13 protein-coding genes and 1 CRISPR repeat array are annotated in these 14,894 nt (G+C 43.6%); of the genes, 6 read left to right on the forward strand and 7 right to left on the reverse strand.

Going from position 1 to position 14,894, the window contains the following annotated elements; translation table 11 throughout:
- Nucleotides 1-15: 15 nt before the first annotated feature.
- On the reverse strand, nucleotides 16-2,007 hold the full coding sequence (locus DWV53_RS09020) for a glucosamine-6-phosphate deaminase (protein ID WP_118153032.1): 1,992 nt from the start codon (nucleotides 2,005-2,007) through the stop codon (nucleotides 16-18).
- A 513-nt stretch (nucleotides 2,008-2,520) separates the two neighbouring features.
- Between DWV53_RS09020 and DWV53_RS09030 the strand changes: the two genes are divergently transcribed.
- Genes DWV53_RS09030 through DWV53_RS09045 form a run of 4 tightly spaced genes read left to right on the forward strand, consistent with a single transcriptional unit; the run spans nucleotide 2,521 to nucleotide 4,697 of the window.
- Complete coding sequence (locus DWV53_RS09030) at nucleotides 2,521-2,922, forward strand: C-GCAxxG-C-C family protein (RefSeq protein WP_117587762.1); 402 nt, start codon at nucleotides 2,521-2,523, stop codon at nucleotides 2,920-2,922.
- Nucleotides 2,923-2,930: 8 nt separating this feature from the next.
- A complete protein-coding gene (locus DWV53_RS09035; protein WP_117587763.1) occupies nucleotides 2,931-3,131 on the forward strand; it encodes a 4Fe-4S binding protein in 201 nt (66 codons plus the stop codon).
- A 19-nt stretch (nucleotides 3,132-3,150) separates the two neighbouring features.
- Nucleotides 3,151-3,729, forward strand: a complete 579-nt coding sequence (locus DWV53_RS09040) for a 4Fe-4S binding protein (protein WP_118086052.1) — start codon at nucleotides 3,151-3,153, stop codon at nucleotides 3,727-3,729.
- A 41-nt stretch (nucleotides 3,730-3,770) separates the two neighbouring features.
- On the forward strand, nucleotides 3,771-4,697 hold the full coding sequence (locus DWV53_RS09045; protein WP_118153034.1) for a LysR substrate-binding domain-containing protein: 927 nt from the start codon (nucleotides 3,771-3,773) through the stop codon (nucleotides 4,695-4,697).
- Nucleotides 4,698-4,733: 36 nt separating this feature from the next.
- On the opposite strand, the gene DWV53_RS09050 is transcribed toward DWV53_RS09045, so the two are convergent.
- Complete coding sequence (locus DWV53_RS09050; protein ID WP_118153036.1) at nucleotides 4,734-5,873, reverse strand: DUF418 domain-containing protein; 1,140 nt, start codon at nucleotides 5,871-5,873, stop codon at nucleotides 4,734-4,736.
- Nucleotides 5,874-5,981: 108 nt separating this feature from the next.
- On the reverse strand, nucleotides 5,982-6,593 hold the full coding sequence (locus DWV53_RS09055) for an HAD family hydrolase (protein ID WP_259318951.1): 612 nt from the start codon (nucleotides 6,591-6,593) through the stop codon (nucleotides 5,982-5,984).
- Between the two features lie 140 nt (nucleotides 6,594-6,733).
- Between DWV53_RS09055 and DWV53_RS09060 the strand changes: the two genes are divergently transcribed.
- Together DWV53_RS09060 and DWV53_RS09065 are read left to right on the forward strand one after the other, a co-directional pair.
- Nucleotides 6,734-6,913, forward strand: coding sequence for a hypothetical protein (locus DWV53_RS09060; protein WP_147468758.1), 180 nt, complete (start codon nucleotides 6,734-6,736; stop codon nucleotides 6,911-6,913).
- Nucleotides 6,914-7,279: 366 nt separating this feature from the next.
- Entirely contained in the window at nucleotides 7,280-9,361 is a 2,082-nt protein-coding gene (locus tag DWV53_RS09065) for a VapE domain-containing protein (RefSeq protein WP_118153042.1), read from the forward strand.
- Nucleotides 9,362-10,120: 759 nt separating this feature from the next.
- Nucleotides 10,121-11,802: a CRISPR direct-repeat array (repeat unit 32 nt; unit sequence GTTTCAATCCACACACCCACGAAGGATGTGAC).
- Nucleotides 11,803-11,977: 175 nt separating this feature from the next.
- Here the strand turns inward: DWV53_RS09065 and cas2 are convergent.
- From cas2 to cas7c, 4 genes are read right to left on the reverse strand one after another with little or no spacing between them, the layout of a single operon-like run.
- Nucleotides 11,978-12,268 carry a CRISPR-associated endonuclease Cas2 gene (gene cas2, locus DWV53_RS09070; protein ID WP_118153044.1) on the reverse strand — a complete coding sequence of 97 codons (291 nt, stop codon included), beginning with the start codon at nucleotides 12,266-12,268 and terminating at the stop codon, nucleotides 11,978-11,980.
- Between the two features lie 3 nt (nucleotides 12,269-12,271).
- Nucleotides 12,272-13,294 (reverse strand): type I-C CRISPR-associated endonuclease Cas1c, encoded by a 1,023-nt coding sequence (gene cas1c, locus DWV53_RS09075; protein ID WP_118153046.1) that lies wholly within the window; start codon nucleotides 13,292-13,294, stop codon nucleotides 12,272-12,274.
- Nucleotides 13,278-13,949, reverse strand: coding sequence for a CRISPR-associated protein Cas4 (gene cas4, locus DWV53_RS09080; protein ID WP_118153048.1), 672 nt, complete (start codon nucleotides 13,947-13,949; stop codon nucleotides 13,278-13,280). Before cas4 ends, cas1c begins: the two co-directional genes overlap by 17 nt.
- A 7-nt stretch (nucleotides 13,950-13,956) precedes the next feature.
- The gene (gene cas7c / locus DWV53_RS09085) at nucleotides 13,957-14,889 is read right to left on the reverse strand and encodes a type I-C CRISPR-associated protein Cas7/Csd2 (RefSeq protein WP_118153050.1); all 933 of its coding nucleotides are present in this window, start codon (nucleotides 14,887-14,889) and stop codon (nucleotides 13,957-13,959) included.
- Nucleotides 14,890-14,894 lie beyond the last annotated feature (5 nt).

The following is a 14,894-nucleotide window of genomic DNA, read 5'->3' on the forward strand; positions in this document are numbered from 1 at the left end:
TATATTAATAAGGTATTACAATGGTTTGTACTCCACGAAAGCCTCCATGGCCTCATAGCATGCCAGCCCCAACTGGTCGTAGAGCGATGCAGTAGCACGGTTACGGTCCTCGGCTCTCTGCCAGAACAGGCGCTCGTCGTTGCCCAAGAAAGGAGCACTCTCCATCTGCGACTGATGTTTGAGAATAGAGTTACGCTTTGCCCGCAACTCCTCAGGGCTCAATGGAACACACATTTCGATATTCTCAATCTCCCATTCTGCCCAGGCACCGCGATACATCCAGATGCGACAGTCCTTCAACCATTCTGCACCCGCTTTCTTCTCTTCGTCGATAGCTGCCAGAACGGCATCAGTACACTTCTTGTGGGTTCCGTGAGGGTCAGCAAGGTCGCCGGCTACATAAATCTGATGCGGCTGCACCTTCTGCAACAGAGCTCTCACTATCTCTACATCCTTCTCGGTCATAGGCAACTTCTCTATCTTGCCGCTCTCATAGAATGGCAGGTCGAGGAAGTGTACATGGTCAAGCGGAATATCATTATAGGTACAAGCGATACGAGCCTCACCACGGCGAATCAGTCCCTTGATGGTCAGAATATCTCTCGTATCGAAGTCACTCTCCTTCTTCTTGGCAAAGAAGGTCTTGATTTCCTTATATTTATTAGAGATGATACTATCCTTTGAGTCAGCAAAGAGTTGGTTGAAACCATTGATAAAGTGCATGAATCTTGTTACTTCCTCATCACCCACAGCAATGTTTCCTGATATTTCGTAAGCTACATGCACATCGTGGTTCTGTTGTACCAGTCGACGGATGGTTCCTCCCATTGAGATAACATCATCGTCTGGGTGTGGAGAGAACACGATAACCTTCTTAGGGAATGGTGTTGCACGCTCCGGACGATAGGTATCATCGGCATTTGGCTTACCACCTGGCCATCCGGTAATGGTATGCTGCAAATCATTGAAAATCTTGATATTGGCATTATAGGCTGAGCCATAGAGAGCCAGAAGTTCGCTCAGTCCGTTCTCATTATAATCCTTATTGGTCAACTTCAGGATAGGCTTGCCGAGTTTCTGGCAGAGCCATACCAGTGCAGAACGCACCAGTTTATCACTCCACTGGCATGAAGTTACGAGCCATGGATGCTCGATACGCGTCAGATGGTGAGCTGCACCCAGGTCGATGACAACATGAGCATTCGGATGAGTCTGAAGGAATGATGCCGGCAGGGTATCTGTGATAGAGTTCTCCACCACCTTCTGCATAATCTCTGCCTTCTCTTCGCCCCAGGCTGTCAGATAGATGCTCTTGGCTGAGAGTAAGGTAGCGATACCCATGGTGAGCGAACATGGAGGAATGGTTTCCTTGGTCTGCTCACTGTTCTCCATCTCTCCGCGAGAGGTATTGCCGATGAGGATGATACGGGTCATCGACTGGATGCCCGAACCTGGCTCGTTGGCTGCAATATTACCCGAACGGCCTATACCTATGAGGGCTACATCGAGACCGCCAAAGGTCTTGATACGCTGCTCATAAAGACGGCAACTGTCCTGTACGGCATCCTGTGCCACAAAACCATCCAGTGTAAAGATGTTCTGCTCAGCCACATCCACATGATTGAGGAAACGATCCTTCAACTGGTTGATGGTACGGAGAGAGCTGTCCTTCTGGAGCGGATAATATTCGTATGCATTGAATACAACAACATTGCGGAAGCTCAGGGTCTTCTCGTTGTAACGGCGAACGAGTTCATCGTATACAGAATAGAGAGAAGAACCGGCACCCAGCGCCATCACATAGAATTTGCCTTCCTGCTGTGCAGCCTTGATGCCAGCTTCTATTTTATCAGCTACATGACTGGCACCTTCTGTCATAGAGGCAAAGATATCTGTATGAATCTTCTCCATTCTGGAGATTTCAGAGTATTCTACAGTCGTCTTTGGCTTGTAGAACTCTACAGGTACTTTATTGAGTACGATTTGTGAACTAAGATTGAGTCTCATATCTTTATCTATATTTACTGAGCCCACTTTAAAAAGGGGCATATTTTGAATCCAGCATGACCAGTGTGGTCATTCTGAGTGAAACATAGCAATTGGCTCCGCAGGTGAATATCTTTCGAGAAATCGCTTTGAAAGAGCCGAAAGCTTCTCTGACAGACCCGAAAAGGGCAAATATCGATCTTTGAAGCACGACTTCCTAACTGCATTGAGGGAGCCGTGAATATATCTAACTGAGGATTCGGATCTTTCTTTTTAAACATAGTCATTCTGTTTGATGGTGTAAAGATACGAAAAATATTCCAGATTACGGCATAAATCAGAGATTATTTTCGTGAAATATAAACATTTTAGACATAAGTCCATGACACACCTTTTTATTTCAAAAAGCCACAATAGATATCATCTATCAACTTATAGCCAGAATCTTTCGTTTATCTATAATAAAAGTATTATCTTTGCAGCCGAAATCAAAATTACAAATAAGAAAATAAAAAAACAAAGAGAAAAATGACAATGGAAACAAGAAAAGAAATAGCAGCAGAAAAGAAACGTTGTGGCTCACATAATTGCACACAGGCTGTGCTCTGCACCTACCACGACTTCACCGGTATGGACGAGGAAACCATCAAGAACGCTGGCAATGCCTTTGCTGCAGGTATGGGTAACATGGAGGGAACCTGCGGAGCCCTCGTTGGCGCTGGCATCGTACTTGGACTCGCAACACAAGACAAGGCGAAGTCTATCAAGGGCATGAGAATGATAATGGATAAGTTTAAGCAACGCAATGGTGCCACACAATGCAAACTACTGAAAGGTGTGGGCACAGGCAAGGTGCTTCGCGAGTGTCCGCTCTGCGTGGCTGATGCATCTGAATTTCTGGAAGAGATACTGGAAAAAGAAGGTATTCAGAAGTAAGTAACAATATGGCTAAGTATAAAGCAATTAACGAGCAAAACCGCTGCGTGGCATGTGGTGTTTGCGTGAAAGTATGTCCTAAGGATGCCATCAGCATCTACAAGGGATGCTATGCCCAGATAGATGAGGAGAAGTGCATAGGCTGCGGCATCTGCGAGAAAAACTGTCCGGCAGGAGTAATCCATAAAGTTTTAAGACAACCCGTTTAATTTCATCAAATTGATTCGCATGGCAAAACAGAAAAATAAGAAATGGAGTGATTACCTGTGGCTCGTATCTGCCACCTATTTCATCCTTGGATTCTTCAATATCGTGTTCGCATGGCTCGGAGTCATCTGTTTTCTGATTCCGCTGCTCATGGCCATATTCGGAGGTGGAAAGGGATATTGCAACAACTATTGTGGACGAGGACAACTCTTCCTGCAAATAGGAAACACCCTGGGATGGTCGCGCAAGAAGGCGGCACCAAGATGGTTCTCGTCTAAATGGTTCCGCCATGGCTTCCTCCTGTTCTTCATGTTCTTCTTCATACAGATGATCATCCTCACCACAATGGTGGCAAAGGGCACAGAAGATCTCCATCAGACCATCCACCTGCTATGGACCTTCAACGTGCCATGGCATTGGGCTTACCCGGTAGAGATTGAGCCATGGAAGGCGCAGTTTGCCTTCGGTCTCTACGGCATCATGCTCACCTCGCTGATTGTGGGCGTTCTGCTCACCATTATCTATCGTCCAAGAACCTGGTGCGTGTTCTGTCCTATGGGCAACATGACACAGCTGATATGTAAACTCAAAGCAAGATAATTTCAAGCAAGATAAATTAAAGCAAGATAACTCAAAGCAAAATGAATCTGCAACAACTCAAATATATCGTAGCAATCAACCGCTTTCGCAACTTTGCGAAGGCGGCAGACTCGTGCAATATTTCCCAACCCACACTCAGCGCCATGCTGCTGAAGTTAGAAGAAGAACTCGATGTGCGCATCTTCGACCGCACCAACAAACAGGTAACACCAACGAGTGCAGGAGAGAAAATCATCCTTCAAGTTAAAAAGACACTTTTGGAGCTAGAGAAAATCACAGAACTCGTGGCTGAAGAAAAGAACCAGATTGGCAAATCTCTGTCTCTCTCCGTAGGTCCCTCCATTGCTCCTTACATTCTTCCCAAATTCATCAAGCATTACAGAAAAGATTATCCTGAAGTAAACCTCTCTATTCAAGAGATGAAATCAGAAGAAATGTTTCATGTTTTGCAAGATGGAGAAATAGATGCTGGCATTGCCATTTCAGACCTGCCTCGTAAAGGAATACTTGAGATTCCGCTTTACACAGAACGCTTTTATGTATATTTATCGGAAGACTGCTGGCGCAAGCTGCCCGTGTTCAAGCCAGAGAATCTGGAACATGAGAACATGTGGATTATGAAAGAAGCACAATGCCTTCGCGATAGTGCCTTCTCCTTCTGTAAAGCAAGGAGCAAAGGGCACCACATCTATGAGTCAGGCAGCATAGAAACTTTAATTCGCATCGTGGATGAGAACAGCGGGTTCACCATCATTCCTGAGATGCACCTCGAATTTCTAAATGAGGCACAACGCAAGAATGTAAGAAAGATAGAAGGAGATTATCTTTCCCAGAGACGCATCTCCCTATACATTAGGGAAGACTATATCAAAGAACGGATGCTTAACACCATCATCAACAGCATGAAAGAATTTATACCAGCGCAGATGATGAATGAAGGCAACTGGAAATATGGGATAAGACTGTAAAACTGGAGTCTCCGGTTTTACAGTAAACTTGAAAATTTAGAACTTAATCCAGGTCAGCTTCTTCCAAATTCCCTCGAAAGGACCATGGGAGTGATACTTGAGCCAGAGGTTGGAGAAGAGGCATTGCACTACCACCATGGCAATACCCACAAAGAAGGCATAGGTGATGCCGAGTTTAGTCTGGAGATTGAAGCCATAATAAGCAAACAGTCCACAACCGATGATAGACTGGAGAAAGTAGTTGGTCAAACTCATCTTGCCAAACTGGCGCAGGAACGACAATCCCTTTCTGAACCATTCCTTTCCGTACCACAACAATACGAATCCTGATACTACAAACGAGAGGATGAAGAAGTTGTAGATAGGATAAAGCCAATTGTTCCATGTTTCCATGTGGCGCACATCAGCTATGCCTCCCACAATCAATACCAGGATGGAAACCGCCAGCACCTTCTTCCACAAAGCCAGGTTGTTGTTCTCATTGTAGAACCAACGCTTTCTACCCACCAGCATTCCGAGTATGAAGAGGCAGATAGTCTGCGTATGTCTTCCCTTCATCAGGCACCAGTAATAGGTAGCCACCTGTCCGTATCGCAGGTTACTGTAGGCATTCTCCAGGAAGGTGCCGTGCTGATGACCATTATACATATTTCCATACACCTCACTCAATGCCGATGTATCAACCTGCCATCCCGAAATGAGGGAGTAGATTTCTACCGGTTGGATAAAGAGGAAGGCAACCACCCACCAGAGCCATTTGGTAGGAAGATAACTCAATGGGATGAGAACCAGTCCATAGATGGCATAGGAGAAGAGGATATCGCCATCAAAAAAGGCGGTGTTCACGATACCGAGCATTGCCAGGAGGAACATTCGCCAGGCGAATCTTCCAGAAAAGCAATTTCCCCGCTGCTGCTGGTTATCATTCATAATAAAGAAGCTCAATCCGAAGAGCAAGGCAAAGATGCCATACATCTTTCCCGACAGCAGCAATGCCAGCACATCTGCCATCCAATCATCACACCCCAGCGTATAAGCATGCGCTATGCTTCCATCGTACATATTGAAATGCTCCACAGAGTGATAGAGAATAATACCTGCTACGGCCAATCCTCGCAAGGCATCAGCCACATCAATACGGCTGTTTTTCAATCCTAATGTCTTGTAAAAATTCATTTTAATATTGTATGTTAGTTATTATGAGTTGGCAAAGGTATAACATTTTATTGGAAAAAGCGAAGAAATTCATATTTTTTTCGAATCACTTCGATTCTGACATATCCGTCAGAATCGAAGTGAAAGCCAATCATCGAACTTCACGTTCTGGAAGGTATGGATGCCCAGCTTCTCGGCAGCCTCACAGTTTTCCTTCAGATCATCGATGAAGAGAGTTTCATCGGGATGGATGTTCGCCTGTCTGATTACCTCCTCATAGATGTGGGCATCAGGTTTTGCCAGATGCATTCGCTGGGAGAGGAAACAGTGCTCGAAATAATCCTCTACCCCATGGTTCTGATAAGGGAAGAGATGCTCCACGCAATAATCCCAATGTATATCAATGGTATTGCTCAAGAGAAAGAGGCGGTAACCAGCCTTCTTCAACTGCAGGAGTCGCACCTTTTTCTCATCAGGAATCTCCACCAGCATCTTGTTGGCAGCATCGATGATCTCTTCATTTGTCACATCAGCTCCAGTCAACTCACGGGCTGCATCGCAGAATGCTTCGGTGTTAATCATTCCCACACCCAGTTTGCTCATCAGCTTCATCCCCTCACTCTGGGGATTCGGATTCGCCAGTTCCCCCATTCCTATCGCCTTGAAAGCCCCGATGCATCCTTCCAGATTGAGTTTCACCAGGACATTACCTAAATCGAATATGATATTCTTGTATTGCATAATCTACACCTTATTTTAAATCGCACTTTTAATCTTTAACCAAATACTTACTGCAAAAGTACTGTAAATTCAGGAGAAAACAAATGATTTGGAAAAGGAATGGCGGGAATATAACATTTATTAGTAAAAGAGGAAAGCCTATGTATGAGAAAGATTTTCCTCAAACTAATGCCACTATTGCCACGCTCCAAGTTAACCAATTGGTTTTTAGTTATTTAAGCGTTGCAATAAGGGCATTTTCTATTATCACCTATTGCCACCTATTGCCACACTCGGGCGAAAAGCGTGGAATTCTCAGCGAAAAAGCAGAGGAATACTGATTGTTTTCGCAGAAAAACATTAAAAAAGTGGAGAAAAAGGCTTGCGGTTTCGAACATTTTTTTGTATTTTTGCAACCAACAGGAAAAATTCCTGCCGATTCCACCTAGAAGCTTACGACTCCTGTGAAACCACTTTATACACATTTAACCCAAAAACCAATGACACGAGCAGATTTAGTCAGACTCTACTTCGCTAAAGGAGATGTTTACAACTCATGGAGCTATTGCTTCAATTGAGCACGGATGACCAACACGATGTTCACGAATGACCGGCTTAGCCGGGCACATTTACCCAACGCTTCGGGCAAAGCTGGGCAAAACCATCGGCAATCATAAGTATCACCCTATCAACAAATTAGCAGAAATATGAAGTTTACTATTACAAGAATCAACAAGCAGAACAAGTTGATGGTCAGTTCGAAAACCGTAGAACGGTTTCTGGAGCGCATCGCTAAAGATGATGCCAAGCTGAGTGTCACCAATTTCAGAATGAGTGTGCCACTCATGGAGGCCGACTACCAGTACTACAAAGGCATCAAGGAATGGCAGCACGTTTATCCAGCCGCAGAATTCAACAAGGATGAAAGCGGCAATCTCGTCTTCCAGAAATCAAACGGACTGGTGATGCTCCACTTCATCAACCTCATGTCGGACCAGGAAAAAGATGCCGTCAAGAAGACGGTCAGTCTGCTGCCGATGACCTTCGCTGCCTTCGAAGGAGCCGATGGCAGAAGCCTCATCGTGCTCGTAAGCGTCTGCAACGAAGAAGGAAAAATCCCGACAAAAGAAGCCGACGCAGACTTACTCTACCAGTCTGCCTACGAACAGGCAAAGACACTCTACCAGTCGCAGGTACAGGCAGCCATCAAACCCGAAAAACCATCATTGGCATCCAACTTCATGCTTACACTGGATGCCTCTCCTTATTATAACAGCAAGGCTGTGGCGATGCGCATCTCCCAAAACATGAAGAAGGTAGCCTCAGCCCCTAAGAATGTAGACGATTTGAAAACATACGATGACTATGAGTTTCTTTACCGCAAGGCAGCAGAAGAGACGAAGGAAGAGATGAAAAAAGCCAACATCTCATGGCAGAACGATGAAGACCGGTTCCTTGCCGGTTTCTCAGCCATCGCCATCAAGCTCTGCAACATGGGCCTCAGCGAAGAAGAAGCTTTCATTCATATCCGCCGCAACAACTGGGGACATGTGACAGAAGAGAAACTCCGCCAGATAGTGGGCACCGCTTACGATACCCATTCCAAAGACAGGAAGACGGAGAAATCAGCCTCAGGCAGAAAGGGCCGTGCCGAAATTCTGCAGATGATCAGATACCTGGAGAGCCGGTACCAGTTCCGTTACAATACCGTGATGAAATATACCGAATACCGCCCGAACAATTCATGGGTTGGCGATTTCAGACCGGTGGATGCCCGTGTGCAGAAAAGCATGACGCTGGATGTTCAGATAGCCGACATCCACGTAAGCATCAAGGATGTAAGGAATTTTCTAGAGTCAGACCGCATCAGAAACTACAGCCCAATAGAGTCCTATCTCTATGACTGTCTGGGAAAATGGGACGGCAAGGACCGCATCCGTGCCCTGGCACGAACCGTACCCACCAACAATCCTCATTGGGAAGACTGGTTTTACACCTGGTTTCTGGGAATGGTTGACCAGTGGCGCGGCATGTATCGCCGTCAATATGGCAACAGTACCATGCCGCTGCTCATTTCCAAGCAAGGTTACAACAAGAGCACCTTCTGCCGCCGTCTCATCCCTACCGAACTGTCGTGGGGCTTTACCGACAATATGATTCTCTCAGAAAAGCGTCAGGTATTGCAGGCAATGTCACAATTTCTGCTCATCAATCTCGATGAGTTCAATCAGATTTCACCACAGGTGCAGCAGGGATTTCTGAAGAATCTGCTGCAGTTGCCTACGGTGAAAATCAAGCCGCCATACGGAAGTCATGTACAGGAATTCCCTCGTCTGGCCTCCTTCATCGCCACGAGCAACATGACAGATATTCTTTCCGACCCATCCGGCAACCGCCGTTTCTTGGGAGTAGAACTGACGGGACCTATCGATGTGAGTGGCAGACTGAACTATGAGCAACTTTATGCGCAAGCGATGCAAGCTTTGGAGCGTGGCGAAAAATCCTATTTCGACGCCAAGGAAACCGCAATCATCATGCAACATAACAGACAATTTGAGCAGTTTTCCCCTATCAAGCAATGTTTTCTGCAGGTTTTCGAGCCTGCAAGTACCCCGGAAAATGGCGAATATCTGATGGCAGCCGCCATTTTCGACATTTTGAAGCAGAAATTCGGCTCTTCTCTCCAGGTTTCGAGTATACAGAAATTGGGCAGAGAGCTTCAGAATATAGAAGGTTTAAAGAACCGAAGAACAAGGTTTGGCACTGAGTATCTGGTAGTTAGGAAATAACCTACTCACTTTCCATCTCATTCCCTCATAAAAAGAGTGTGGCAATGCGTGGCATTAGGTGGCAACAGAAATACCGCTTACTGCCACGCATTATTCATTTATAATCAGAGAGTTAAATGCATTGGTGATAGATGTGGCAATAAGAATAGAAAAACATTTTCGTATAAGAATCATAAAGGTAGGAGCAAACCACTTTTTGCTTTACCATTCGCATGTATTGGCAATTGTGCCGAAATCATGAACTTCATTATGCGAACTCATCCACTTCATTTCACGACTTCATCTACTTCATTTCACGAGTTCATCTACTTCATTGAGTTGACACATACGGCTGCGGTGGCTGAAGGAGACGACTGAGTTAACAGAATGAGACGGCTGCATTAGCTGAAGGAGTCGAATGCAGTGGCTGAAGGAGACGAATGCAGTGGCTGATGGAGTCGAATGCGATAACTGAAGGAGTCGAATGCGATAGCTGAAGGAGACGAATGCAATAGCTGAAGGAGTCGAATGCAGTGACCGGAGGAGACGAGTGCGATAGCTGAAGGAGTCGAATGCAGTGACCGGAGGAGACGAATGCTGTGGCAGGAGGAGACACATTCTGAACACTTATAACTAGAGATTGCGGTATAATACTAAACTGAGTCCACTTAAAAAAGTCCCGAATCATATTTTTTGTCATTGTAACTTATTGACAATCAATGGCACGTTTTCGTAAAAATGACTTTTTCAAGTGGGCTCAGAAAATAAAATCTGTTTTCTGTTTCAATCCACACACCCACGAAGGGTGTGACGCGAGAAAATTCGTACCTTTGCAATAGATAAAAGGTTTCAATCCACACACCCACGAAGGGTGTGACGTTTGCGCCGTTATGGTAAGGGGCGTTTCGGACAGTTTCAATCCACACACCCACGAAGGGTGTGACGTATTATCGTTCTCAAGAGGTGCTTTCTGTGACGTTTCAATCCACACACCCACGAAGGATGTGACTTATCAAAATATGATTCAGTATTTCCAAAATTTGGTTTCAATCCACACACCCACGAAGGATGTGACTTGGCATATCTCCGGCAATTCGTTCGTCATCACAGTTTCAATCCACACACCCACGAAGGATGTGACGTTTTGTCCGCTCTAAAAATTTAAAGCCTTATGATGTTTCAATCCACACACCCACGAAGGATGTGACAGTGCAATATCCTCATAACCGGACTGTTTATCAGTTTCAATCCACACACCCACGAAGGATGTGACGTAAAAACCCAGCTTTGGGCTCTTTCAAAATTAACGTTTCAATCCACACACCCACGAAGGATGTGACATCAACCAGTACTACGACCAGATGCGATATAAGGAGTTTCAATCCACACACCCACGAAGGATGTGACGTCCGTCTCTTACCGGTTTAAAAGGTGATAAGCTGTTTCAATCCACACACCCACGAAGGATGTGACATTACTTAATCTTTCGTAGCTTGACAATATTCCGTTTCAATCCACACACCCACGAAGGATGTGACAATAAAATCATCATTGAGTTTACTCAAATTAACTTGTTTCAATCCACACACCCACGAAGGATGTGACTCATGACCACCGTGGGCGCAGCATACAAAATGCTGTTTCAATCCACACACCCACGAAGGATGTGACTCGTACAACTGAGTAGCCTTTGCGCTGCCTTGCGTTTCAATCCACACACCCACGAAGGATGTGACAGGTGGGTGCATGTACTAAACCCTGGCGAAAGGAGTTTCAATCCACACACCCACGAAGGATGTGACTATGGTGTGCAGATGGTTCTCGACCCTCTGAGACGTTTCAATCCACACACCCACGAAGGATGTGACTTCTACCTGATACTACAAATGCAAAATCACATGTGGTTTCAATCCACACACCCACGAAGGATGTGACTTTTCATGAAAAGATACGTTACTACATTATCGGTGTTTCAATCCACACCCCCACGAAGGATGTGACGGTCTTTAGTAATTTGCTTACCATCGAGTGTAGAGTTTCAATCCACACACCCACGAAGGATGTGACCTAGCAGTATCAATAGTAGAAAAATTTGTAAGTTGTTTCAATCCACACACCCACGAAGGATGTGACGCGTCAGTCTTAAACAAATTACGGTCAATACCGGTTTCAATCCACACACCCACGAAGGATGTGACTATGTACCTCCCGTTTATGAGGAGATACAACATGTTTCAATCCACACACCCACGAAGGATGTGACTTTAGAATAAGGTAAGCCATACATAGAGAATGGACGTTTCAATCCACACACCCACGAAGGATGTGACCTGATAAACATGTTTATACATTTGAGATACAGAAGTTTCAATCCACACACCCACGAAGGATGTGACGATTGATACGTCTAATTTCCGTGCGCAGTTCGAAGTTTCAATCCACACACCCACGAAGGATGTGACTGCATATTCAGCAAATAGCTGAATATCATGATGCAAAGATAATTATTTTGCGAAAGATGGCAAAATAATTATACGTAAAATATTATAAAAGGCATAATATTTGTAAGTCACTGATTTTAAGAAGGTGCGAAACTATAGGTTATTTTGCAATACTATAGGTTCGCACCCTCATACATTAAATGATAAGCTCACCAGTAAAGTCAAGCCCCATATCCTTACCCAAAGTCTCAACTTTACGTTTCCAATTTTTCCCAAGAATATAGAACCTAATACTATCTTGTTCAGTATCAATAATCCCTTTTAACTGGTCCCTCAATACGAAAAACTGAGATTCCGTCAAAATACACTCAAAAACAGAGTTTTGAACTCTCTTTCCGTAATTCAAACACGCCCTTGCTACATTGCGTAAACGTTTCGCACCATGAGCCGAGGTAATGTTTACATCATAAGTAATCAATACAAACATACACTACTTGATTAAAAATACTGGATAATCACCAATATCCTTACGAATGAATCTCGCCAACAACATTGCTTGAACATAAGGAAGAAGACCTATACTTACCTTTTCATTTAAATAAGGATGAATAATCTGCTCCTTCTTTCTGTTTTGCCAAGCAGACAATATAATCTTACGCCCCGAGTCTGTCATGACGATACCTTCGTCACCCTGCTTGATGAAATCTTTGATGGTAATCTGTTTTCTGTTGATTAAAGATAGAACCAATCTATCACCCAAATATGCTCGCAGCTCCTCCATCATATCCAAAGATAAAGATGCACGCCCTGGTCTTAAAGTATGCATAAACCCTACGTATGGGTCTAAGCCAACAGTCTCCAAAGCCGATGCCATATCATTACATATAAGAGTATATACGAAAGATAACATCGCATTAATCGCATCTTTTGGTGGTCGACGATTGCGACCTTCAAATACAAAATCTTCTTTCTGATTTAGAAGAAGATGTGAGAATACACCAAAATAAGCAGTGGCAGCTTCTCCTTCTATTCCTCTCACACTATCTATAGATTCAGCATTCAAAACTCTTCTTTTGCACCGAAGCAGTTCCTCGCAAACACGTTCTATAGCCTCATCATCTCCATTGTCTCTAATAAAACGACGCAAGATATTACGATAGTTTTGGATTTTTCCTCCTATGAAAAGTTTACTGAGATGAAGAGCATAGTTAGGTTCATCAGAATTCTTATATTGTGCTTTTCTCAGCAAAACGTTTCCCCTAGTCGGGCCTTGCGAACGGCTGATATATCTTCCTTGTGGTGAAAGGAAGGTTAGAGAAACATTATTATCTGCACACAGTTTCATCAATCCTGGACTTGCCCCCATATAACCAAAAGTAATAATTTGCTCTATATTATGGATAGGAATACGGAATATCTCGTTTTGCTTCACAGATATCACAACATTCAACCCATCTTTACTTAGATAGGCTTCAGGTGTGGTCACGTATAATGTATTAAGTAATATCCTCATATAGATTTTTGTTTAAATAGGTTGATACAAGAGTACAATCACTCATTTCTGGCATACAGAGATTTACCAGAGAACAATTCTTGCAATGGTGCTGTTTGTTAGCTTTTGGCAAGATACCGCTTTTAAATACCTCATGCATCTGACGGGCACATTGAACAGTCGTACTTCTTAATGATTCAGAAATAGAGACTGCTTCTCTATGTTTTACTTCATCATAATACAATGCACCGTATGGAATATGTATACCATACATTTCTTCAAGACACATTGCCTGGGCAGCCAATTGTACTTCATCTCTTTCATCAGGCTTATGATGACCTCTTTTATACTCCACAGGGTATGGTTTCCAATATCCTTTGTAACGATTATGAGTTATAGCATCTTCTGATGAATCAGCAGGAATAAGTTCTACAGCATCAGTTACACCATATAGTCCTAATTCTTTAGAGGCTATATGAAGGGAACGAAGCGTGATAACATCACCATTTTTCTGACGATAGAAGGGATTATCTACATTCTTGTGTAGAATCTGCCCTTCTGTCGTCAGTTTATTTTCTTCCCATTGTTGCTCGATATGAATCAAAGCCCATTGTCGGGGGCAGAACATAAAGTGCTGTATCCCCGACAGCATGAGCATTTCGTCTTCAGTATACATGATGATACTAAATCAATTCTTCAACTGTTACACCAGGATATTTCTCATCCAACTCCTCTTGGGAAGGTACCGTAACTTCATAATCGCCAAATGAACGTGGGAAATCTACTTCCCCGATGAGTTTTACTTGAACAAGATCAAATAATTGACCAGCTCTAGCGTTACCTAAAGGAGAATCGTGCTTGAAAACAATCAAAGCTCTTGGATTCATCTCTCCTCTTGCTGCAGAATGATCATTCTCAAATGCATTGATAAGAGCCTGAAACAAAAGTTCTTTATCTTCTTCAGAGAAGCCTGTCTTTGCTGCATCTGTAGCAGAGATAAAACCATGCATACGATAAAGTCCATAACTTACAGTATATTTATTACCAAAAGTATTATTCTTACTCTCATCACTCTCCTTTGTAATACAACAACGAGTAAGTGAATTTGATTTTGAGAAAATAGGATTAATAGAACGAGCAAAAGTAAACTGAACAGGACCGCGCACAACACCAAGTCCCTTTATCTTCTTCTTACTATTTGCTTTTTTCTTTTTTCCCTTCTCTTCAATATCTTCCTCTTCGGCTTTCTCTTCACCAGTACTCATAACTGCACCAAAAGTACGAATATCAAAGTATTGTGCACACATTGCCTGTCTACCAGATTTGACAGCTTTCTTTTCTTCATCATTAGTCTTGTCTGCCTCATCTCTCTTCTCTTGAATCAGAGAATTCAAAATATTGCCCTCTCTGATGAAAATATCATACGGAGTCTTAAGCCCCTTGAGCAAGTGAATATAATTACGTACTTTGCGCTTGATACACACATCTGACACCAACCCCTGATCAGTCTCTTCGTCTGTACGAGGCATGTTGTCGAAATCTGGGTCACCATTTGGATTTCCATCTTTAACGTCAAAGAGGAAAACGAACTCATAACGATTCTTTATTGCTTCCATATTAA

Source organism: Segatella copri (assembly GCF_003465495.1).
GTDB lineage: Bacteria > Bacteroidota > Bacteroidia > Bacteroidales > Bacteroidaceae > Prevotella > Prevotella copri_G.